This is a genomic window from Agarivorans sp. B2Z047, assembly GCF_023373605.1.
Classification (GTDB): domain Bacteria; phylum Pseudomonadota; class Gammaproteobacteria; order Enterobacterales; family Celerinatantimonadaceae; genus Agarivorans; species Agarivorans albus.
Genome location: NZ_CP088080.1, coordinates 4046467 through 4069414 on the forward strand (window position 1 = coordinate 4046467; position 22948 = coordinate 4069414).

22 protein-coding genes are annotated in these 22948 nt (G+C 44.7%); 14 read left to right on the top strand and 8 right to left on the bottom strand.

The genetic code is table 11. From position 1 onward, the window contains the following. Nucleotide 1: 1 nt before the first annotated feature. From LQZ07_RS18510 to LQZ07_RS18525, 4 genes are all read right to left on the bottom strand, one after another. Nucleotides 2-1891 (bottom strand): DUF1800 family protein, encoded by a 1890-nt coding sequence (locus LQZ07_RS18510; protein WP_227981258.1) that lies wholly within the window; start codon nucleotides 1889-1891, stop codon nucleotides 2-4. A gap of 239 nt (nucleotides 1892-2130) precedes the next feature. Then, on the bottom strand, nucleotides 2131-2931 hold the full coding sequence (locus LQZ07_RS18515) for an aminoglycoside phosphotransferase family protein (protein WP_152781896.1): 801 nt from the start codon (nucleotides 2929-2931) through the stop codon (nucleotides 2131-2133). A gap of 11 nt (nucleotides 2932-2942) precedes the next feature. Then, entirely contained in the window at nucleotides 2943-3629 is a 687-nt protein-coding gene (locus LQZ07_RS18520; protein ID WP_152781898.1) for a hypothetical protein, read from the bottom strand. Nucleotides 3630-3846: 217 nt separating this feature from the next. Continuing rightward, the gene (locus tag LQZ07_RS18525; RefSeq protein ID WP_152781900.1) at nucleotides 3847-4440 is read right to left on the bottom strand and encodes a LysE family translocator; all 594 of its coding nucleotides are present in this window, start codon (nucleotides 4438-4440) and stop codon (nucleotides 3847-3849) included. Nucleotides 4441-4558: 118 nt separating this feature from the next. On the opposite strand from LQZ07_RS18525, the gene LQZ07_RS18530 reads away from it, so the two are divergent. The 6 genes from LQZ07_RS18530 to LQZ07_RS18555 all read left to right on the top strand — a co-directional run bounded on the left by LQZ07_RS18530 (nucleotide 4559) and on the right by LQZ07_RS18555 (nucleotide 9723). Beyond that, nucleotides 4559-5944 carry a PLP-dependent aminotransferase family protein gene (locus tag LQZ07_RS18530; protein ID WP_152781902.1) on the top strand — a complete coding sequence of 462 codons (1386 nt, stop codon included), beginning with the start codon at nucleotides 4559-4561 and terminating at the stop codon, nucleotides 5942-5944. A gap of 108 nt (nucleotides 5945-6052) precedes the next feature. Further along, nucleotides 6053-6895, top strand: a complete 843-nt coding sequence (locus LQZ07_RS18535; protein ID WP_152781904.1) for a 23S rRNA (adenine(2030)-N(6))-methyltransferase RlmJ — start codon at nucleotides 6053-6055, stop codon at nucleotides 6893-6895. 79 nt (nucleotides 6896-6974) lie between these two features. Then, nucleotides 6975-7646 carry a M15 family metallopeptidase gene (locus tag LQZ07_RS18540; RefSeq protein WP_152781906.1) on the top strand — a complete coding sequence of 224 codons (672 nt, stop codon included), beginning with the start codon at nucleotides 6975-6977 and terminating at the stop codon, nucleotides 7644-7646. Between the two features lie 221 nt (nucleotides 7647-7867). Next, nucleotides 7868-8362 (top strand): DUF2798 domain-containing protein, encoded by a 495-nt coding sequence (locus LQZ07_RS18545; protein ID WP_227981259.1) that lies wholly within the window; start codon nucleotides 7868-7870, stop codon nucleotides 8360-8362. Between the two features lie 65 nt (nucleotides 8363-8427). Beyond that, a complete protein-coding gene (locus LQZ07_RS18550; RefSeq protein WP_152781908.1) occupies nucleotides 8428-8742 on the top strand; it encodes a DUF3861 domain-containing protein in 315 nt (104 codons plus the stop codon). A 135-nt stretch (nucleotides 8743-8877) separates the two neighbouring features. Then, complete coding sequence (locus LQZ07_RS18555) at nucleotides 8878-9723, top strand: SDR family oxidoreductase (protein ID WP_152781910.1); 846 nt, start codon at nucleotides 8878-8880, stop codon at nucleotides 9721-9723. Here the strand turns inward: LQZ07_RS18555 and LQZ07_RS18560 are convergent. Then, a complete protein-coding gene (locus tag LQZ07_RS18560; RefSeq protein ID WP_194164112.1) occupies nucleotides 9720-10529 on the bottom strand; it encodes a phosphotransferase in 810 nt (269 codons plus the stop codon). The two genes, LQZ07_RS18555 and LQZ07_RS18560, sit on opposite strands and share 4 nt — an antisense overlap. 46 nt (nucleotides 10530-10575) lie before the next feature. Here LQZ07_RS18560 and thiB point away from each other — a divergent pair, with 46 nt between their 5' ends. The 4 genes from thiB (at nucleotide 10576) to LQZ07_RS18580 (ending at nucleotide 14257) form a co-directional block, all read left to right on the top strand. Then, nucleotides 10576-11559, top strand: coding sequence for a thiamine ABC transporter substrate binding subunit (gene thiB, locus LQZ07_RS18565; protein WP_152781914.1), 984 nt, complete (start codon nucleotides 10576-10578; stop codon nucleotides 11557-11559). A 3-nt stretch (nucleotides 11560-11562) separates the two neighbouring features. Further along, the gene (locus LQZ07_RS18570; RefSeq protein ID WP_152781916.1) at nucleotides 11563-13137 is read left to right on the top strand and encodes an ABC transporter permease subunit; all 1575 of its coding nucleotides are present in this window, start codon (nucleotides 11563-11565) and stop codon (nucleotides 13135-13137) included. Then, on the top strand, nucleotides 13121-13822 hold the full coding sequence (gene thiQ / locus LQZ07_RS18575; protein ID WP_152781918.1) for a thiamine ABC transporter ATP-binding protein: 702 nt from the start codon (nucleotides 13121-13123) through the stop codon (nucleotides 13820-13822). The genes LQZ07_RS18570 and thiQ overlap by 17 nt, the downstream gene beginning before the upstream one ends. A 96-nt stretch (nucleotides 13823-13918) precedes the next feature. Beyond that, nucleotides 13919-14257 carry a hypothetical protein gene (locus LQZ07_RS18580; RefSeq protein WP_016402916.1) on the top strand — a complete coding sequence of 113 codons (339 nt, stop codon included), beginning with the start codon at nucleotides 13919-13921 and terminating at the stop codon, nucleotides 14255-14257. Between the two features lie 3 nt (nucleotides 14258-14260). Here LQZ07_RS18580 and LQZ07_RS18585 read toward each other — a convergent pair whose 3' ends face one another. Beyond that, nucleotides 14261-15019: a transporter substrate-binding domain-containing protein gene (locus tag LQZ07_RS18585; protein WP_152781920.1), complete on the bottom strand. Its 759-nt coding sequence runs from the start codon at nucleotides 15017-15019 to the stop codon at nucleotides 14261-14263. 254 nt (nucleotides 15020-15273) lie between these two features. Between LQZ07_RS18585 and LQZ07_RS18590 the strand changes: the two genes are divergently transcribed. Beyond that, entirely contained in the window at nucleotides 15274-16770 is a 1497-nt protein-coding gene (locus LQZ07_RS18590; RefSeq protein ID WP_152781922.1) for a hypothetical protein, read from the top strand. A gap of 54 nt (nucleotides 16771-16824) precedes the next feature. Here LQZ07_RS18590 and LQZ07_RS18595 read toward each other — a convergent pair whose 3' ends face one another. Then, nucleotides 16825-17601, bottom strand: coding sequence for a diguanylate cyclase domain-containing protein (locus LQZ07_RS18595; RefSeq protein WP_152781924.1), 777 nt, complete (start codon nucleotides 17599-17601; stop codon nucleotides 16825-16827). A gap of 146 nt (nucleotides 17602-17747) precedes the next feature. Continuing rightward, entirely contained in the window at nucleotides 17748-18620 is an 873-nt protein-coding gene (gene dapA, locus LQZ07_RS18600) for a 4-hydroxy-tetrahydrodipicolinate synthase (RefSeq protein WP_152781926.1), read from the bottom strand. Between the two features lie 316 nt (nucleotides 18621-18936). Here dapA and rsmC point away from each other — a divergent pair, with 316 nt between their 5' ends. The 3 genes from rsmC to glgA all read left to right on the top strand — a co-directional run bounded on the left by rsmC (nucleotide 18937) and on the right by glgA (nucleotide 22896). Continuing rightward, nucleotides 18937-19968, top strand: a complete 1032-nt coding sequence (gene rsmC, locus LQZ07_RS18605; RefSeq protein WP_152781928.1) for a 16S rRNA (guanine(1207)-N(2))-methyltransferase RsmC — start codon at nucleotides 18937-18939, stop codon at nucleotides 19966-19968. Nucleotides 19969-20083: 115 nt separating this feature from the next. After that, on the top strand, nucleotides 20084-21325 hold the full coding sequence (gene glgC, locus LQZ07_RS18610; protein ID WP_256471422.1) for a glucose-1-phosphate adenylyltransferase: 1242 nt from the start codon (nucleotides 20084-20086) through the stop codon (nucleotides 21323-21325). A gap of 92 nt (nucleotides 21326-21417) precedes the next feature. Further along, nucleotides 21418-22896: a glycogen synthase GlgA gene (gene glgA / locus LQZ07_RS18615; protein ID WP_249483257.1), complete on the top strand. Its 1479-nt coding sequence runs from the start codon at nucleotides 21418-21420 to the stop codon at nucleotides 22894-22896. The last annotated feature ends 52 nt before the right edge of the window (nucleotides 22897-22948 follow it).

The window sequence follows — 22948 nt, forward strand, 5'->3', positions numbered from 1 at the left end:
CCTAAAGCTGAACTATGTAGTCGGGAGACACCGACACGGTAAACAACAAAAACGCAACTTGCTGATAAGGGGTCCAACTCGACCAAATATCTTGCACTTCGCGCAGAGTTTGGCGCTGGTCACTGCTCATGCTGCCGCTATAAAACAAAGTATCGTAGTATTCGAGCAACGCGTCTAAACCCTGTTGCTCAAGAATATCCACGTGAGCTTGCAGGCTCAGCATAATGCGTTTATCACTTGGCTCAGAAATCAGCTCTTTTATGTTCCATAGAAAGCCGCTGTACTGGTTATTAAACTGACCAATTAGCGCTGCGTCATTAGCAATTTGTAGCTCTGGTGCAACAATATCTAGCTCCAACAAATCGGCGGGTTGATAATCTGGCCTAAAGAAATTAAATACCGATGGCGATCCCAACGGGGTTTGTCCGTGGCTGTCGTTTAGCGACCAAGTGAAGTACCAATTAGCAGGGCTAGCGGCATCTAGTTCACGCCAGAACTGAACGGTTCGTAATAAAGGTTCGCGAATTTTTCCGTAGTAACTTATGACACCTGAGTTTTGCCTGGCTTCATCATCAAGCAAAATAGCGCTAACTACAGCCGCTAAATCACCGCGCTCTCCGCTGCCATTATCATCAAATACGTTGGCCACACGCTCTACATATTGTGGTGTAGGGTTAGACGTCACTAAACGTTGAATAAGCTGTTTAGAGATAAATGGCCCAACATTAGGGTGTTCAAACAGATTATCTAGCGCATCACGCATGTCATCTTCAGCGGTTTGCCCACCCGCTAGCACCACACCACTTAGCAGTGTTTTGTCTTTTTGCGAGTGATAATCAGGATAAGCTTCCATAGGGATAGTGAAATTACGGCTTGGTCGCTTCCAACGGGCGCTAGCACCAAAGGTCCAACCGGTGAAAACTCTCGCAAAACCTTCAATTTCTTCTTGCCCATAAGTGGCAATGCTATTGCCTTCACCATCACGTTTAACGCTACCATCTTGATTCAGCTCAGCTAAACCAATGGTAAACAACTGCATCACTTCTCGGGCGTAGTTTTCATCTGGGCGAATATTAAGTTCTTCGTCAGCTTTCTCGTTGCCTAAATGACTTAAATAAGTGCCCATTACTGGTGATAAGGTTACGTCTTCCAACAGCTCACGAAAATTACCAAAGGCATGGGTCAACAAAATATCTTGATAATGCGCCATGCCTTCGGGCTCGCCGCTCAAAGCAGTATTACTATCAGATACAACAAAAATCTCACTTAAAGCAAAAGCCACCCGCTGTCGCAGCTGGTCAGGAGCATTAATAGAGGCCTTCCACCACGCATCTATTCGGTTAATTTGGTTTGGCTCTTCACGGTCTGGGTAATTAGCCACTAAAGGGAGATGCTTGGTTATTGGCAACTGCATTTGTTCTGCTAACCACTCTTGCTCGCTAATACCTGTTGCGTCATCAATTTCACTGCCTTTAGGTCCTAAGGTGGCTTGATGCAGCAATCGCGCGGCTTGAGAGCTGCTCATTGCGTTTTGCACATCAAAACTCAAACGCTGGCGAGTCACTTGATCTTGGTCGTTAGTAATAGCAACTTCAAAAGTGTAAGTATCAGCGCTAAGGCTGGAATTGTTATCTGGAACAATTTCCAACTCTAAGCTGTCGCTTTGAACAAAGTTAATGCTAGGGCCCGATACTTGGCGCCATTCAACTTTACTAATGGTGCCTAAACCAGTTGCTTTCGCTCTTAGGCTTACAGGTTGCCCCTTGCGGGCGGTTTCAGTTAGCTCTACTTCTACATTGGGCTCTTGAGGCTTTGCAGGTCCAGACTCTGAGCCCCCGCCACCACAAGCAAACAATGACAAAAGCAAAGCAATACTAATTAGACTTCGCATTAACACGTCCATGTTATTAACAATTAAAAAATAAAGTGTCCAGAAATCGCACATGCAAATCAACAACTTACTAACATCTGGTTTTCATCACCTGTTAGCGCTACTTTACACCAACAATATGATTAATAAGCGCACAAGCCCCGCACTTTGCCCAAACTAGTCTACGGCGTGCTTAAAATGAGGGGAGGAAGCAATCGCTCAAAGAGGACCTTATCCAATAACTGAGCCCAGTTTAAGGGTTAAACTAAACCTTGCTGCGCAATTGCCAAGGTTTGCTCGAAGCTAGAACCAGCCAGCTTTTCTGATAATCGGCCTATAGCAACTAACGGGAGCCAACGCGCTAGCTGCAGTTCATCACGCTTGCTTAGCTGAAAATAATGCCGTTTGTAAGCCGCTACAAATTGCTGTTTTAGTTCAACATAAGCCTGTTGCTCAAAGCTATCTGCCGTGATCAAACTGGTCGCAATTAGCAACTCGGTACGGGCTACATCAGCTAAAGCCGGACCTTGAGTGGCATCAACCCAATCAATCACCATCAAGCCCTGATTAGATAGAATGACATTAGCAGGGTGGAAATCGCCATGGCAGAGCATGTTTTCCTGGGGGTAAGAATCTAGTTTCTCCAAAGCCTGTTGTCGCAAATCATGATCAACATCTGCGCGGTTCATTTTATCGCTAAGGCGCTGCTGGCTTAGCGGCAATGGACTAGCATCGTATTGATGAATAGTGGCATGTAGGCTTGCAAATTCGCAGGCCAAGTGAGGAGCGTCTTTAGGATATTGCTGTAAATAAGCGGCTAAACTTGGTCCTTTACAACGCTCAAACACTAGCCCTTGGCGCGAGCCTAACTGCAGCAAATCGATGGATTTGGGAGTGGGTATCCCTTGTAGATAAGCAAACTTTGCCTTGTTAAGCTCATTTTCGGCTTCGTCTGGAGGATAGCCATCAAAATACAGTTTTAGTACCTGTTTGTTTGATAAGGCAAATACCTCAGCGGTGTTACCACTGGCGATTTTTTTGAGGCGTTTTAGTGTAAGCACCTTTCCTCACACTATGCTGTTAGTTGTTCAAGCCTTAGTCGGCAAGATTTATTTCGTGAATACAACAGCATAAACATGCAACAGCTTAACAGCCCTAAACTTAATGGTTCAGACACTTTAATCACATTAAACGTGAGCTCGTAACTTACTCTTTCTTGGCCTATATATTCGTGCCAGCCAGGAAACACCATTGCGGTTTTACCACTGGCAGTAAGATGTAGAGCTTGGTCGTTAACCGTAACCAAACTTAAATCACTCAACTCAGCTTGTCGCACATCAAATATGTCCACCCAAATATCATCAATTGTGAATCGAGAAACAAAGTGAGTATGCCCATAAACTAAGGCTTCACTGGCTAAAATGGAAAAGCTTACCGATTGGATTTTGTGCTGCTCTTGAAGCTCCAACCACAGGTCTAAGATATCGCTATCGTCATAAGCGAGGCTGGCATAGTCAAAGCCCTCTGGGCGCAATCGGTCGTAGCCCATAGCCTCTAACTCATCGTCGTAGGCGGCGTTTAACTTTCGAAGAGGAGAGGTGGTAAACGTGCCTTTAATGGTATTTAAGCCCTTTTTTAGCGTTAAACTAGTAGGGTTCTGTAAGCTAAAATGACCATTAATAGCTTCATCGTATTGCAATACACCCGCCTGTATTGGTGCTACAACAAGCAGCATTAGCAGCCCTAATAAACATTTCATCGTCACTTCCTTGTTGTTCGAAAGCTTATGCCTAGGCACTAACCCTTCGACTTAGTTAATTGGTGCCTAATTGCTATGCACCATTGTTGGCTTATAGATAAAAACCATATCAACTATTTACATAATCATTATTAACGAAGATCAATAATAATTATCTGAATCAAACAACAAGGAATAAAGGCAGTTCTAAGCAATAAGCTAAGCACCACTTAATAACTTACACCCACAGCAGCACAACACAGCCAGCCGTTAAGAATGACATGGTGATATTAAAACGCTGCCGAGCGATAGGTGCACTTAACCAACGAGCAATAAACTTTCCAAAGCTCACCCAAATTGAACCAGTAACCGGATTCACCAAGAAAAACGTAAGAACTAAAGCCCAAATAGACTCCCAGTAAGCTTCACCCGGTAAGGCAAAACTGGCCACGACCGAAGAGGTCATCATCCACGCTTTAGGGTTTAAGTATTGAAAACCAAGTGACTCAAAAAAACTCAGCGGTTTTGCCATCTGCTGCTTAGCTAGCTGACTTTGACGCAAAATACGCAAAGCCAAATACAGCAAATAAGCACTACCTAATATTTTTAAGGTCCACTGCAAGCTTGGATACTGCTGAAATACCCAGCTAAGCCCCAAGCCCATTAATAAGATCATCGTGGCAATGCCAGTGGGTATACCTGCCATTTGCGGCACACTGCGCTTATAGCCAAAATTAGCACCCGAAAATGTTAACAGCATATTATTGGGCCCAGGAGTACCTGCCATTACAAAAGCAAATAACACCATTGATGAAAACAACGCGATATCCATACCGTCCTCCCAAGTTAAAATTGTATCGATACAATAAGCCGAAATGATTAAAAACCGTAGTTAACTCTCATTACTCACGCTAATATAGCAGCAACAAGAGATCAAAAGGTTTATTGTCATGATGACAATTTGGCAAGACTTAGATAGTAGCAATAACAAAGCGACTCAAATTGTTGAACAGATCCGCCTTCATGTTGAGCAACAGCAACTTAAACCTGGCGAAAAATTACCGCCTCAGCGACAACTGGCAGAGCACCTCGCTGTTACGGTAGGTACTATTAGCCGCGCTTACGCCCAAGCAGAACTGCAAGGTTTAATAGAATCGAAAACCGGCAGTGGCAGTTATGTAAAAAGCCCAACTAATTATCAGCAGCAATGGGGGAGCTTAAAGGGCAATAATCAGCATATTGAGCTTTGGCAAAACACCGCCTTTACCCAAGCGAGGGCGCAGCAGTTGGTGCCCTTGCTGCAAAACTATGCTCAAGCAGGAGAGCAGCTCGATCAGTTATTAGACAATGACCACAGCCAAAACTTGGTGGCGCAGCGCGAATCGGTGTGTGCTTGGCTTAATCAGAGCAGCAGTTGCTTTAAACCTGAACAACTTTTTTTTAGTTATGGTGCCCAGCATGGATTAAATCTATGTTTAATCGCCCTTGAGTTAGTCGGTGAACGGGTAATTTGCGAGGCCTTGTGTTATCCCGGCTTAATCACCCTTGCTAAACAATTAAAGATAGAGCTAAAAGGTGTTGCTTTAGATGAACAAGGCATTTGCCCAGATAGCCTGCTAAGCCATATCGAAAAGTATCATCCCAAAGCTTTATACCTTACGCCAACCCTGCAAAACCCTACTACTGCAATAATGTCCAAAGCCCGACGTCAGCAAATCATCGATATTTGTCGTGCGCATCAGGTGATTATTATTGAAGATGATGTATGTGGCTTACTGCCCGACCAACGCCCACCAGCCATGGTTGAAATGGCGCCGCAACAGGTTATTTACTTAAACAGTTTCTCTAAAGGCGCTTTTAAAGGCCTTAGGTTTGCTTACTTACACACACCAGCTCACTTGCAAACCGCCTTTAATAGCGCCATAAGGGGCAGTGTTTGGAATATTAGTCCTTTGCTGGTTGATGTGGCGATCCAGTGGATACAAGCCGGTTTTGCCGATAAAGCCCTAATAGAGCAACGACGCTTAATTGGCCAACGGGCCCAGCTACTTCACCACCATATGGCAGGTATGGATTATAGTTACCAAGAAGGCGGTTTACATTGCTGGCTGCGCTTACCCGCTAACTGGCGCTGCAGCCAGTTTGTTGCTGCAGCACAGCAACACGGTGTAGAGGTCGCTTCTGCAGAGCATTTTGTGGTAGATAATCAAGCTAGCCCTAACGCAGTGCGTTTATCTTTAGGCCAAGCTGAATCTAATCAACAGCTCGATCAAGGCTTAGCAATTTTAGCTAAACTGCTCAAAGCCACACCCGAGCCCAAACGGCAATTATTCTAAGCGACTAAATACCGATAAACTTGCATCTGCGCTAGTCTCTACCTAGACTAGCGCAATATTGCCAGCCTTGGCTGAGCCCTCATATTTCTTCAATGTCGAGACAACACTTTGTTAAGCTATCGCCACTCTTATCATGCAGGCAACTTTGCCGATGTACTTAAACACTTAGTGCAACAACGCATCATTTCTTACCTTACTCAAAAAGATAAACCCTTGTGTTACATCGACACCCACGCAGGTACTGGGGCTTATAGCCTAAATAGCCCAGAAGCTAAGAAAAAGAGTGAGTACGAAAACGGCATAGGTAAACTTTGGGATGCTGAAGACTTGCCCGAGTTGGTTAAAAACTACCTTAAGCTGGTTAATCAAATTCATCCAGAAAAAACTCGCCAGCACTACCCCGGTTCACCGTGGATAGCCAAAATGATGCTACGCCGTGAAGACCGCTTGTTTTTGCACGAGTTGCACCCAAGTGAACAAGCGCCATTAAACAGCTTATTCCAACGTGATCGCCGCGCCAAAATTCGCCAAGAAAATGGTCATCAAAGCCTTATCGGATTAATGCCACCCAAAGAGCGCCGTGGCTTAGTATTAATTGATCCATCTTACGAAGTTAAAGACGAATACCAAACGGTGGTTAAAACCTTAAAAGAAGCTCACAAACGCTTTGCCTCTGGTACCTATGCACTTTGGTATCCAGTGGTAGACCGCCACCGCATCGACAAACTAGAAAAGCAGCTAATCAACAGCGGCATTAGCAATATTCAATTGTTTGAATTAGGTATTCGCCACGACAGTGAAGAGTTTGGCATGACCGCCAGCGGGATGATCGTTATTAACCCACCGTGGACATTGATGAAAGAAATGCAAGAAGTACTGCCCTATTTAGCAGAAACCTTAGGCGAAGAAGGCGAAGGTAATTGGCGCGCCGAAGTACTGGTAGAAGAATAAGCAAATGCTGTGAGGTGGCACTACTGTGCCAGCTTATCTTTAGCTTACTTACAAAGACAATACTTAATCACCAAAAAAGATGATCGAACAACACACCGACATATCAGCATCTCAGGTAGTAAACATACCAATCATCGACAACCAAGAAGCGTTGACCAGCGCTGATGGCTATATTCTTTGTGGTCCGCCTCCAGAATCATTACAAACACAATGCAATTACAAACGGTTAAGAAGGCAAGTACTCAAAAAGCTATTAGATGTAGACGCTAGCCTACCTTCGGGCTTAAGACTAAGGCTCTATGAAGCTTATCGTTCGCCAGGTTTTCAACAACAGCTTTTTAACCAGCACATGCAAGATATAATAGAGATAGAGCCTAATCTCACTATGAAAAATAGCTATCAAAGAACTGCACAGCTCGTTGCTCCAAGCAGAAGCTTTGACGGAAAGCCTTTGTGTCCTCCGCACAGCACAGGAGGAGCAGTTGATATAGAGATCGTCGACAAGCAAGGGAAAGTCATCGATTTCGGCATGGAGATACAAGATTGGCGCACAGTGCCCAGTAAACTTTGCAGCAGCGACTATACGGGCATCTCCTCCCTCGCAAAAACCAATAGACGATTACTCCGATCTGCAATGTTACAAGCTGGCTTTGTAAATTACTCTCGAGAGTGGTGGCATTTTTCGTACGGCGACCAATACTGGGCCTATATGCAAAATAAACCTCACGCAATCTACGGGCGAATTGAATAAACCACTATCGCTCATTCCTGACACCCCCACTTTTAAACATCAATAAATTCAAAGCAGTACCCGGTAGAGTATTTAGCCCACGTGCATTCAATCAAAACTTTCGCGTAATTTAAAACATTGACCAAATTAAATTGTACAAATTAAACCCAACAAATAGTTGACTCAATCAACCAAATTAAATATAGCTGACATAATCAACCAGTTCAAATTTGGAAAAAGCCTTGAATGCACAAATGAACCCAGCACTAACTGCGGAACTTCAACCCAAAAGTCCTCCTTTGTTTCAAAAGGTATTGCTAGTAATGGCAATGATGACGGTGATGGGAGGCTCGTTAACTGGCGTAATGACTTACCTAAACCTAGGTTATAGCCCGTTATTTTTTGGCCAATGGCTATCGGCGTTTCTGTTAGCAGCTAGCACGATTATGCCTATTGGTTCTCTGCTGATGGCTGCAATCAGCAAAGCTGCCGAGAAATGCTTACCAAAGATGCAAGTACAGCAACGCAATATTGTGGTGGGTGTGGTAATGGCCGTAATTATGGAGTCTGGGCTGGCCTTTAGCACCACACTAAACAACCTAGGTTTAAGTAATGCCAATGACTTTTTAGCGAGTTGGTTACAAACACTATTAACAGCACTGCCCTTTGCACTGGTGTTAATTATCACCGTTTCATTAACCATAAAACCTAGAGTGGAACGCTTTTTAAAAAGCTAACAGCCAGACTCCGTTTGCCCGCTGCAGACCGTTCTGTAAATAAGCTAAACAAAATAGGAAACAATATGATGTCTACATTAAGAAAAGATAAACACTATCAAATCACTATTGAAGAATTAGCTAGCGATCAACAAACTGCTAGAACCTTGCAGTTTAACTACCAAGACCGAGAAGACTTATTCAATGCGGTCGAGCAAATAACTAAAGGTAGCGAGCTAGCAAATAATGATGCGAAAAGACTGGCAGTATCGTTGCGTTTATTAGGTCCGTTAATGATGCAGAACCGCAAACATCCCTTGTTTGCTACGTTTTTTCCTCAATTTAAAACCTTTATGCAGCAACTTAAATCAACGGTAAAACAAGCCAATAATGCTCACTAATTGCCATTAGCCATTGCCTAGCGGAAATCTCGTTAAACTATAAATATCTTTTGGTTGCGCGAGTTAAACCAGCAGCTTTTAAATTCTCATCTAGAATTTCTAAGCGTAGAGCCATAGCCTACAGAGAGACAAACCATGAAAATAGCCGTAACAGCAGCCAGCGGACAACTTGGAGCCGCCATTGTAAAAGCCACTGTAGCTTTAACATCCAAGCAAGATGTGATTGCCCTAGCACGCACCCCAAGTAAAGCTGAGCATTTAGGCGTAGAGGTTCGCGCAGGAGACTACAATCAGCCTGAACAACTGGAACAATCTCTGCAATCTGTAGACGTATTATTGTTGGTGTCTGGCATGGACGCCCCGGATAAACGCATTGGCCAACACCGCAATGTAATTAATGCGGCAAAAAAAGCGGGCGTGAAAAAAATTGTCTATACCAGTGTGCAAGGCGCTGAAGAAAACACCGCGCTTTCTCCCGTAATTCAAAGCAACCGCCAAACCGAGCAAGACCTAAAAGACAGTGGCTTAGCATGGGTTATTGGGCGCAACGGCATCTACATAGAACCAGATATTGAATACATCGAGAATTACAAAAAAGCAGGCACAATAACTAACTGCGCAGGCGATGGAAAATGTGGTTACACAAGCCGTGGCGAGCTAGGCTACGCCTACGCAAAAATGCTAAGCGAAGACAAACATAATGGGCAAACTTACAATTTACACGGACAATCGCTAACGCAGTACCAGCTGGCCGATTATTTAAACCAAGCCTTTGATACCGATTTAAGCTATCAGCCAATGAGCGTTGAAGACTATCGGAAAGACCGCATTGAAGAACTTGGTGAATTTATCGGAACCGTTATTGCCGGCATCTATCAAGGCATCGCCGAAGGAAAATCGGATAACCCTAGTCATTATGCGCAAGCAGCAGGTAGAGAACACATCAGCTGGCAAGATTATTTTAATAAGTTAAAGCGTTAAACGTGAGCGAGTAACCAGCGCTCTGTGCGCTGGTTTAGCTCAGCTAAACTGGGTTGATATTGCCAGTACCAAGCCAGATCTAGTAGCTCAACAGCAGCTTCTAACAACGTGAATTCAGCTTCGCTTAATTGAGAGGCTAGCACTAAATCTTGGCGCTGCTGCCTGCTTACTGGGCAACGTACTGCAACACTGGCAGCATCCCAGCCTTGCATAGAACTGGCAGCATATTCCCAATCCAATACAAACAATTGCTGCTTAGGGCTAAGTAGCAGGTTGTCTAAATGTAGATCATGATGATTAAAGGCGAGACCGCTTGGCCAAAGCTGTTCCTTGAGCCATGTCAAAGCGAGTAATCGAAAACGCTTCGCTTGAGCTGCGGTAATATCTCCCACATAACAGCTTAGGTAGTGGATCATATCAAACTTGGGTAAGCCTTCGCCTAAACGCGGCAAGCTAATGATTATCGACAATAGCTGTTGCCAAAGCACGTCAGAAAAACCACTTAAGTCACTAAGTACTTCACCAGATTGGTAACGATAGAGTAGAAACTGCCCCTTAAAACTCAGCGGGTGCAAATCAATAATCCACACTTGTCCTTTAAGCTGTTGTAATACTTCTCTTTCGCGTTGATAATCCAAGCCATAACAAGGCTGTTGTTGATTAAGTCGTAATACCAAGCGTTCGTGTTCGGTTGTTAATAACCAAGAATGCTGATGTCCACCCGCAATACGGTCTACTGTTAGAATGTTGCCCAAATGCTGTTGTAAATACGTGGCTATCGATTCTGGCAGTGGAGAGTTAGGCAAGGTGACGTCCGGCGGTGGTCTTAAATCTATTATCAAGGAGTGTAAGATGAAAAAATTGCTATGGCTAGCTTGCTGTACTCTTAGTGTATTTGGCTTAAATGCCCAAGCAAACAGCGAGCTAACGGTTTATACCTACCAAAGCTTTGTCTCTGACTGGGGACCAGGCCCAGCCTTAAGCAAAGCCTTTGAAGCTGAATGTAACTGCAGCATTAACTGGGTAGGTTTAGACGATGGCGTAGCCATTTTGAACCGCTTAAAGCTAGAGGGAAAACGCAATAAAGCTGATATTATTTTAGGTTTAGACACTAACCTTATCCCAGAAGCTGAAGCAATTGGTGCAGTGCAAGCTCATCAATTAACCCTTCCTAACTTGGCCATAGACTGGCAAGACAACAACTTTGTGCCTTATGACTACGGTTACTTCGCGTTTATTTACAATACCGAGTCATTAAAGAATAAACCTAGCTCAATGAAAGAACTGATTAATGAGTTTGATGGCACCATTCTTTACCAAGATCCGCGAACTAGCACTGTAGGCCAAGGCTTAATGCTCTGGCTAAAAGCGCTATATGGTGATGATACCGAGCAAGCTTGGAGCAAGTTAAAAGATAAAACGGTTACCGTAACCAAAGGCTGGAGCGAAGCTTACGGCATGTTCTTAAAAGGCGAAGCTGACTTAGTGCTAAGTTACACGACCTCCCCGGCTTACCACATGGTAGCCGAGCAAGAAAACCGCTACCAAGCGCTAGGGTTTAGTGAGGGGCACATGAGCCAAGTGGAAGTGGCTGCAATAAGTGCAACCAGCCAACAGGTTGAGCTGGCTCAGCAGTTTTTGGCTTTCTTGGTTAGCGCACCTGCTCAACAGGTTATTGCCACCACCAACTGGATGCTGCCAGTAAACCCAGAAGCTGAGCTGCCAGAAGCCTTCTCAACACTTGTAACACCAAAAGCCTTAAGCCTTGACCAAGCGACTGTTAGCCAACAGCGCAAAGCGTGGACGAAAGAATGGCGTAACACGGTTAGCCAATAATAAATGATGAAGAAACTGGCGGCCATTGCGGGTTATACCGCCAGTGCATTTCTTGCCTTGGTAATTTGCGCTGCCTTTTGGGGCCTTGCAGAGCAAACCAAGGAGTTAAGCTGGAGCGCGTTTAGCGACCCATATTTATGGCGAGTACTGCGCTTTAGCCTTTGGCAAGCTTTGCTGTCGGCATTGCTCGCCTGTGTTGGCGGTATATTGCTCGCTCGCGCTTGGTTTTATCTGCAACCCAAAAGCCTTAACTGGCAATTGCGCCTGGCAAACTTATGTTTTGTATGCCCGGTGATTTTGGTGGTGCTAGGCTGCGTTGGTAGCTTTGGCTTAAATGGTTTTTGGCAACATTTAGCCCCTTTTTCATGGAAGATATACGGCCTACCTGGCATTTTAATCGCACATACCTTTCTAAACATGCCGCTTATAGCGCGCTACTGTTATTTACAATACCAAGCCATACCTGCCAGCTATTGGCGCCAAGGCAAGCAACTTGGGTTCAGCCAATTTAGTTATTGGCGCTTAATCGAATGGCCAATGTTGCGCTCTCGCTTAGCAGGTTTGTTTGGCTTAGTGTTTTTATTGTGTTTTGGTAGCTTTACGATTGTGCTGGCACTAGGTGGTGGGCCGCAAAGTACAACTCTTGAGGTGGCGATCTATCAGGCGCTTCGCTACGATTTTGATCCCTTATTCGCACTTCAATGCGCCTTATTACAACTGCTTATAGCAACTAGCCTTGGCTGGTTATTACTTGGTCGAGAACAACAAGATAGTATTCGCCACCAACAAAGCTTAACTAGCATTCATCAACATTCCACCCTGTCACTTACCTGGCACCGGCTAATTATTACCAGCTACTATCTGTTTATAAGTTCAGTTGTCTTAGGTATGTTTAGCCCGCTGTTAGCGCTTAGCTGGCAAGCCTTACCTTGGCAGCAGTGGGTAGAAAGCAGCTTGTGGTCGTTAAACATTGCGCTGCAAAGTGTAGTTTGGGTATTAATATTGGGCAGCGCTCTATTGTGGCAATACAGCAGTAACTTAAGCCAAAACAAAGGCGCTAAAAGACACAAAGGCCAAGAGTTACTTGCGTCTGTGATGCTATTAGCACCAGCCATGGTGATTACCACCGGATTGTTTTTTCTACTGCTTAGCCGCACCGACATTAGCCGCTATACAGTTCCCTTAGTTGCGTTAATTAACGCTTTAATGAGCCTACCGTTTTATATGCGTAGCCTAAAACCGGCCCTCAACGACAGCGTAAAGCAATACGCCAAACTTAATCAAAGCTTAGACCTGCCAGCGCTTAGCCAAGTCCGTTTTATTTATTGGCCTTTAATGCGCAAACCCTTAAGTGTGGCGATTAGCTTGTGCATGGTTCTATCTTTGGGGGATATGGGAGTTATTGCGCTAATCGGCAGTGTAGATGTCACTACCCTGCCACTTCTTCTGTTTCAACAACTAAGTAGTTATCAATACGCCTTAGCCAGTGCCACAGGGCTAATCATGCTACTGCTATGCGGTGTTATATTTTACTTACTCGATATTAGCCTCGGACGAGACAATGCTGAACATATCTAAGCTACAGTGCCAACGCCATCACCAGCACTTTAGTTACTCTCTAGAAGTAAAGCCCGGTGAAGTGGTGGCCTTGTTGGGTGCCAGCGGCAGCGGAAAAAGCACCTTGCTGGAGCTTATCTCAGGGTTTGTTCAGGCTAGCTCGGGCAGTTTAAGCTGGCAAAATGAAGACTTGTTAACACTGCCGATCAATCAACGGCCGGTAACGTCGCTATTTCAGCAGCATAATTTATTTCACCACTTAAGCCTCAAGCAGAACATTGCTTTGGGTATTAGCCAACAGCTAAAGCTAAGCCCTAGCCAGCAACAACAAGTTACAGAAATTGCCAAAAACCTTGGCATCTCAGCAATTTTAGACAAACGCCCAGACCAAGTTTCTGGTGGCCAACAACAACGCGCCGCGCTAGCGCGCTGCTTAATTCGTCATCGCCCTATTCTATTGTTAGATGAACCCTTTAGTGCGCTTGATCCGATGTTACGTTTAGAGTGTTTAGAACTAGTTAAACAACTCGCTGAGCAATACCAGCTAGCTGTGTTGATGGTTACGCATCAATGGCAAGACGCATTGAGAGTTGCCCAGCGAGTGGCGTTTATTGAACAAGGCAAAACCCAGCAATTTGCTACCGTTGATGAACTGCAACAATCGCCGGCCAATCAACACATTGCTCACTACCTGGCCTGTAGCTAGATTTTTAGCTACTCAGCCTTCAGGACAGTAAAGTTTGTATTGATTCAGCCGATATAAGTCCAATAGTCATTTATGTACTTGGGTTAGAGCTCAGTTATGCAGGTTAATTACAATCTACAAGCCGCCTCGTTAGAATCTACCTATCAAGCTCGTCAGCGCATCGAGAGCACCGCCCCACGTCAAACCATTACCGAGTATACGGCGCAGCGCCAAATGACTAATCCAGGTACTGCGGTATTTGGTAATAACGATGTTCAACCCGGATTAACCGCCACTCAGCTACGTGACAGTGACGACGCCAAGCAAGCTAACCGTAAGGCAATTCGAGAAGCAATGGGGCGCAGTGTGGACCAATCGGCAACCCACATTCGTTTGTACTTTCAATATATGGAAGAAAAAGGCACCCGAGGCCCACAATTACTGGCTCGAGCCTAAGCGCTAATTGGCAAGCGCCAACTGATACTTACTCATTATTTTCTGCAATTCTCCCGACAAGCTTAACTGCTGCAAATACACATTTAGCTGTTCAATGGTGAGCGATGACTCATCGCGCACGAGAGCATGCAGGCTATATACTGGGCTAAAATTATCGACCAACTTAAGTGAGCTTAATAAACTAGGTCTTTGGCGAGTAAGTGGCAGGTAATAGCTTTCGTTAACCATGGCAAAATCTACCCGACGCTTTAACACCATTTTTATACAATTCATCACATGGGAACAGGTACTTACTGCGAACCCTTCATCTGATAAATGCTCACGCTGATGTAATTCATCAAACAACACCACGCTGTAATTATGCTCAGGCACAAACAGGCCATCTTGCTCATAATCATGCTGCTGGTGAGTGAGTAATAAGTTTCTGTCTAACACCAGAGGAAGGCTTTGTTGTACATTGAGCTGCTGCCAACCCCACTCTAGATTTTCAAATAGGATCAGCTCAAAGCGTTGCCGCGAGAATGCGGCATGGCGGTGGTGGCGTGAGGTGGAAACAAAGCGAAACGAATACTCATCTTGAAGATGATTGAGCGCCCTTAATATATCTAAGGTAACGCCGCTATAACGGTTGGTGGATATGTCGTGAATGACATAGGGCGGATAATCGTAACCGCCAACTTTAATCTCTATAAGTTGCTTAGCACTAGTAAACAGCGGGCACAATACTACCAAGCCCCATAGATACATCCTTGTTTGTAACATCTAGCACACCCCAAACAACCATCAAACAAATATAAAATAAACATGAGAGCCACTAAACAATCATCATGCAGAAATGCCTTATCCAACACACTTTTACTTAGCTAAGTACCAAAGTTAGCAGCCATCAACCAGCAACTAATTCTAAAAAATATATAAATACCAGTATTTAAAACCACAAAGTAGACAAAAAGGCTTGATAATTGCTTTGTATACAGCAATATCAATATTTTGACTCGCAGTTTGAGGACTTTTAAGTGAATAAAGCTTTGTTACCCAGTTTGGTTGCCACCCTTGTGTTAAGTGGCTGCGGAGGAGGTGACAGCTCACCTTCTACTCCGAGTACCCCTAAGTACAATTGGCAAATAATCCAATTGCATACTCTAAAAGAGAGCGATGTAAAATCGGGCTGTATTATTTATGGCACTTCAGAAAGCGATCCCAGCCGAGTAATTACCGCGTCGGTCGCTAATGCTGGATACAATGTTTTGTTCCACAACGCAGATGGTTCGATTATTGATGAACACACTATTCCAGCAATAGATGTTCCTAGCAGCGGCATTGTGTCCATTGATAGTGGCTTAGTGCCAGATGACGGCTATGTATCTTTGGAAGAGGTTGATAGCAATTTAAGCGGTAACCCAGACGTATACATGTTTAGTGTGGAAAAAGACCTGCTAAGCCACAAGGTGTTAAATGTACGCTCAGCGCAAACTGGCAGCGAGTGCTACAAGGGCAAAGACTACCGTTCAATCAGTGATACAGCCGATTCGGCAGCATTAACAGTACTTCAAGAAAGTGGCGTAAGTTACTACCAAACTAGCTATTCTGCGGATGCGGTATCGGGCAGAGAGATCGCCTCCCACATTCCGGTACTCTCGCCGCTTCCCGCCGCCCGAGATACTCTAGTTACCGCTTTTTACACCAGCAACAACAACCAACATACAGACCTAGCCTATTATGGCTTTATTGAACCTAGCTTTGTTTACGACACTGAAGACTACGATGAAATTGTAGCTGCTAGTTTGAGCAATCAAGATCTCATGCCAATGTATTGGCAAAGTGCCGCAAACCTAGATCTTGACGAAGGCAGCGCCATCTTGGCAATCCACAACAATCAAAGTTATCAATGGCAAACCCTTTATCATGATGTTGATGAGTTTACGATTGCCGCTAACTACAACGAGGTTAGCCACTGGTTAGGTTTATTCTCAGGCATCAGCAATGATAGCTCTTGGCAATTTGAGAGCGTAATGGCGATAGACGAGCAAGATAGTAACCTAGAGGTAAGTTTACCTGAGTTAGCGCCAATAACTGGTGTAGACATTCAGCAGCAATGCCCTAGCGCACTCGATAACGCTAAGTTCTGTATCGACAATGCTGGCAGCTTCTCTGAAGAGGACTTTGCCCTGCAACGCAGCCACATAAAAGTACTAACCAATAATAACCGCGCCTTCTATCAAAGTATTTATGCCCAGCCAAAAGCGCAGCAACCTCTTTTAGAGAGCAGCGCTATTGAACTATCTATTCAAGATCTTGAAGGCCTAGAACTGGCCTTAATAGATGGCGAATTAGCAAGCTCGCAACAAGATTACTTTATGGCTAAATACCTTGATAGTAGAGGCATCGCAGAAACAGGTCAGGGTGGCACCTTTAGTGATGCCAATGGTTTCATCATCACTCCCGATGACTACCAAGACCTGTATTTAGATATGCTGAAAAGCAGTACCACCGTGGTGCAGCAAGCTAAATAAAACATAGAGACGAGCTCCTACAGGCGATAAAGCTAGGAGCATTCTTGCCTTGGCCTAAGAAAGGCGCAGTGCTTCCACTGCGTCTAATCGATGGGCCAATAACGTGTCAACATTGTCACCGTGCTCTGGGTAATAAGCCCATCCCATTTTTAAACTGTCTAAGGCCACTCCCTCAAGCTGCCTTTGTAACTCACTACTAAGCTTACTGGCAACGGTGCTTACCGCTCCCCTGCTGGTGCCATACAATAAAGCGATTAATTCACCTTCTTTAAACTGGGCAATGCTGTCTGAACGGCGCAACTGTTCTTGCAAAACTTTAGCAACAATAGCGCAGACTAAAGAGCTATCATTGCTGGCATAATGCAAGGTGAGAATGGCAAAGGGCTCGTGATTACGTTGGCTTAAGCGCATGGCTTGAATCAGCAGTTCTCGAAACAAAGAGGCAGAAAGCAAACCGCTTTGCGGGTCACGCAGTTTAGCTTCGTCGTTTATCACTGGCATGGTTAAGGGCAATACACTCGTCAATAAATACTGCTGCTGTTGAATTTCAACTGGCATTCCGTGAATGCGTAACCACTCATCATCGCTGTGGCAATAGTGACAAAAAAAGGCTTGTTGGCTTTGCAGACTGGTATGTAAGGCTTGTTGAAAGGCAGCGCGACAACGTACGTCAATTCGTTCCAGCCATTGCTCTAGGCTAAGCTGCTCAGAACGACCATCTTGCCAGGGGTAGCGCACCGACACTTGGCCGTTATCAGGCTGCAGTAACCAATACCCACTATCGGCTTCTACAATGCCATGAAAAAAACTCACCAGATCTATTTCTGCCACTACTACGTCCCTGAAGTTTGCGTGATTATCAGTATAGCAGAGTTAAATCAGGGGCTTAGCTTAAGCGAGGGAAAGCGGTAGTTGAATAAACGCTAAGTAAATAAAAAGGCCGAGCAAGCTCGGCCTTATCAATAATTATATTATTACTAAATGAGTTCTAAGTTCTGCATCACATTGCGGATACGGGTCTTGGTTGACTCTGACAATTCAGTCACCGGCAAACGGCATTCTGCTTGGCATTTATTCAACAAAGACATCGCGTATTTAGCACCTGCAGGGCTAGGCTCGGCAAACATCGCTTGGTGCAAAGGAATCAACTTATCTTGAATCTCACTGGCTTTAGCGTAATCACCGTCTAGAGTGGCTTGTTGCATTTGAGCACACAGTTTTGGCGCTACATTGGCAGTAACCGAAATACAGCCTTGGCCACCACTCACGTTGTAAGATACTGCAGTGGCATCTTCACCACTTAACCAGCAAAAATCTTGCTCAATTAATTGGCGTTCAAACAATGGGCGAGATAAATCGCCAGTTGCATCTTTAACACCAACAATGCGTGGTAACTGCGCCAGCTTAGCAATAGTGCTAGGGCTTAAATCTACCACTGCGCGTGGTGGAATATTGTATAAAACAATGGGGATGTCGGTGGCATCGTGCAACATTTTAAAGTGTTGGAACAAGCCATCTTGATTTGGACGATTGTAATATCCCGCCACATGCAAGGTTGCATCGGCGCCAGCTTGTTGAGCAGCCTTAGTATATTCGATGGCTTCGATTGGGTTGTTTGAACCAGCACCAGCAATAACAGGCACTCGCCCTTTTGCCTGCTCTACCACCGCTTTAACTACAGCAATATGCTCATCGTGAGTTAAGGTTGGGCTTTCACCAGTTGTACCTACAGGCACAATACCGTGAGTACCTTGGCCAATATGCCACTCAACTAACTCGCGAATCGCTGCATAATCAACTTCACCTTCAATAAAGGGAGTAACCAACGCTACTATCGATCCTTTAAACATGCCCGCTCCATCACTTACTTCAAAAATAAAAAAACCCGGTCACAGTGGCCGGGTTCAAAAACGTTTTTTCGATTTAGTTACACCCAGCCGTTAACCACCCGCGTTTTAATTCGGGCCGTTTATACTTCTTCAATTCTAAAGAAAATGGCAACAAGGTGTTGTCCTTAACAATCAAAATTCTTGCTAGCTAGTTTCCTTAGCACGCGGTAAAAGTCAAGTAACCTGAAAAATAAATCCGCATAAGTTCTCATGAGATAGCCTTTTCCCTTAAAACTTTTTATTATTGCGGGCAACCACGCCCCAACCAAGCCAGATTATGAATACCTCTCCACACGCCACTAGCCAAGTTCTCGCTCGCCATGATGACCTGTTCTCTCAACAACATCTTGTAGTGGCTGGCCAGTTAGCAGATAACTACCCGTTGAACTTGTTGGAACAGGTGGCTTCGTTGCAGGTATGTTGTAGTCATTTTGGCCACCATCAATATTTTGCGAAGCAAGCAAACGGCAAGCTCTCCAGTCAATTTAGCGCAGCACCAAGTTTAGCCATCAACAGCAATGCTTTGCTGCTATTTATGCCTAAAGCCAAACAAGAAGCCGCCTATTTATTTGCCTGCATTTTGCCGCAGCTTGAAGTTGGCGCCGAGATATTTGTAGTGGGCGAAAACCGCGGCGGCGTAAAAAGTTGCGAAAAGCTGCTGGCGGAATTTGGTATTAAAGTAAAAAAAATCGACAGTGCACGCCGTTGTGGGCTCTATTTTGGCGTGCTCAATCAAGCTGCACCACAGTTTGATGCTAGCCAATGGCAAAACAGCTTTGAGGTAGCACTTCCTAATGCTTCACTTAAAGTAAAGTCCCTTCCTGGGGTATTTAATCATGGAAAACTCGATGAAGGCAGCCAAATGTTATTGGAGCACCTGCCCACTTTGCATGGCAGCGTGCTCGACTTTGGGTGTGGTGCGGGCATTATTGGTGCAAGCCAGGCCCTGTTACACAATGTAGACATAAGCCTGCTCGATGTGAGTGCATATGCCATTGCAAGCAGTAAGGCTACTCTGCAAGAAAATCAACTCACTGGAACGGTAATTGCTTCGGATGGTTTAAGCGAGGTGAAACAGCGCTTCGATTTTATTGTAAGCAATCCGCCTTTTCATGCTGGAATTGATACCCAATATGAAACCACCGAGAGGTTTCTTGCTCAAGCAAAACAGCACTTAAACGCCAACGGTGAACTGTGGTTAGTCGCCAATAGTTTCTTACAATACGAAGCACTAATAAAGCAGCACTTCTCCCGCTTTGAAAGTGTACTCGACAACAAAAAATTCAAGATTTTGCGTTGTTGTGTATAGAAAGAACTTTTTTTAATGTGGAATTACTAAAACCCAGTTTCTGCTATTTACATTAAGGTAAATATCTGGAAACTAAGCCGAGCCACTTTGAAAACGATTTCACGAAACTGACACAATTACAGAGGTACAAAGTCTCATGGCAGGAATTCTTACAATGATCCTCGCTGGTGGTGAAGGTACTCGCCTTTATCCACTCACCGATAGCCGCACCAAGCCAGCGGTTCCGTTTGGAGGAAGTTACAGGCTGATCGACTTTGCCTTAAATAACTTTGTTAACTCTGACTTCTTAAAAATCTACGTGCTAACTCAGTTTAAATCGCAATCGTTAAACATTCACTTGCGCCAAGCTTGGCACCTATCAGGTATTACCGATCGCTTTATTGATGCGGTTCCAGCGCAGATGCGAGTCGGCAAACGTTGGTACGACGGCACAGCGGATGCTATTTACCAAAATGCCCGCTTCATTGAAATTAACGAACCTGAGCATGTATGTATTTTTGGCAGCGACCATATCTACAAAATGGACGTACGCCAAATGGTAGATGAACACCGCCGCAAAGAGGCTGCACTTACTGTAGCGGCGATTAAAGTACCCAAAGAACAAGCCGATCAATTTGGCATTATTGAAGTAGATGAAGAGGGCCGCATGATAGGTTTTGAAGAAAAACCTAAAGTGAACCCTAAAACGATTCCTGGCGACCCTGACCACGTTCTTGCTTCTATGGGTAACTACGTATTTGAACGTAAAACCCTATTAGAAGCCTTATACGACGATGCCAAAGAAGACAGTTCAACCCACGATTTTGGCCACGACATCATTCCAAAGCTTTACCCTAAAGGAAAAGTATTTGCTTATGACTTCACCCAAAATACCATTCCTGGCGAAACGGTAAGTGGCTACTGGCGTGATGTAGGTACCCTAGATGCTTATTGGGCAGCCCACATGGACTTGTTAGATGAAGAACCACCATTCTCACTATATAACCCCAAGTTTCCACTACATACCCACTACCCACCGTTACCACCGGCCACATTTAAAGATGTTGGCGACAAAAAGGTCAGCGTTAGCCAATCACTAATTTCTGCTGGTAGCTTTATTTTGGGCTCAGAAGTTAACCGCAGTGTATTTGGTTTTAGAAGCCACGTACGTCCAGGTTCAGTAGTTAGCGAATCGGTGCTTATTGGTAATTGTAGAATTGGTGAAGGTTGTCAGATCCGCCGTACTATCATCGATAAAAACGCTGAAATTGCACCGGGCACTATTATTGGTGAGAACCTCGAGGAAGATCGCAAGCGCTTTACGGTATCCCCAGAAGGGATTGTTGTGATACCGAAAAACGCCAAGGTAGGCTTTTAAGCTACAAATTGCCTTGAAAACAAATAAGCAATTACTCTAATATTGTTTCACATAAGGCACCCTTCGGTGCCTTAATCGTTAAGGAGTGCTCTGTGACAGCCCATCCTGTCAAGATTCTGTTTGTAGCTTCTGAAGTAGAAAGCTTAGCTAAAACAGGTGGCTTAGCCGACGTTGCTAAAGCCTTACCGCTGGCTCTGAAGGAACATGGCCAAGACGTAAGAATTATTATGCCGTTTTATAAAACTATAAATCGTCATGATGAAGCCGAGAAAATTCTCGACCTTAGCCTTCAAACTAGCCATGGTTGCCAAGATATTGATTACGCAGTCTTCAAGCTGATGCTCGAAGATGTGCCCGTTTACTTAATTCAGCAAAATGACTATTTTGAGCGGGACCAATTGTACAGCGAAGGTGAGTTTGCCTACGATGACAACGGCGAACGCTTTACCTTCTTCTCTCGTGCAGTTTTCCAAGTGGCCGAAGCCCTTGAGTTTAAACCAGACATTTTCCATTGTAATGACTGGCACACTGCGCTTATACCTTACTTGCTCAAGCAAAAATTTGCTCATCACCCATTTTTCTGTAACAGCAAATCAGTACTTACTATCCATAATGCAGCCTTCCAAGGCATTTTTGAGAAGCACCAGTTCCAGCTTTTAGAAGGCTTAGCCGATGGCTTAGTTGATCAAATACTTGATGGCTATAACTGCATTAACTTGCTTAAAGCTGGCATTCGCTTTGCCGACAAAATCAATGCGGTAAGCCCAAACTACGCTCAGGAATTACTCACACGTTTAGGCTCACACGGCCTTTGTGACTATTTTGAGCAGCGCCGCAGCGATTTGGTAGGCATATTAAACGGTTGTGAATACTCCGACTGGGACCCAGCAACCGACAAGTATATTCCAACAAACTACTCTGCCGCTGATATGAGTGGTAAAGCTGTTTGTCGCCAAGAACTTCAAGTTGAAACAGATTTAGCCCAGCTAAACGTGCCAATTTTTGGCATGGTATGTCGCTTAACCGAGCAAAAAGGCTTTTACCTGTTGCTACCTGCCCTACAACAGTTTTTACGTCACAATGTACAAGTGGTGATAGTTGGCACTGGTGATAGCGGCATCGTGGCTGAGCTTGAGTCAATGCAAAAGCAATGGCCAGATAAACTGCGGTTTATTCATGCATATAGCAATGAAATGGCCCATTTAGTGGAAGCTGGCGCAGACTTCTTCTTAATGCCTTCGCTGTTTGAACCATGTGGCCTAAATCAAATGTACAGCCTAGCCTATGGCACCTTGCCGATTGTGCGTGGCGTTGGCGGCCTAAGAGACACGGTAAGCGATTACGATGAAGATGCAGAAAACGCCACCGGGCATATCTTCTATGATCCGGAGCCAGCCGATTTGCTAAACATTTTGCGCCGGGCCCTGTTACTTTATTTAGAACATCCGGAAGAGTTTCAGGCGATGCGCCATCGCGCAATGCTGTCTCGATTCCATTGGAAGGAGTCTGTTTGGCAATACGAAGCCTTGTATAATGACGCCTTAAATGTGAATCCGGTTCAACATCAATAAGATTAAACAGCTAGAGAGTGGCGACTCTGGCTTTTCTTATATAACCTGAATG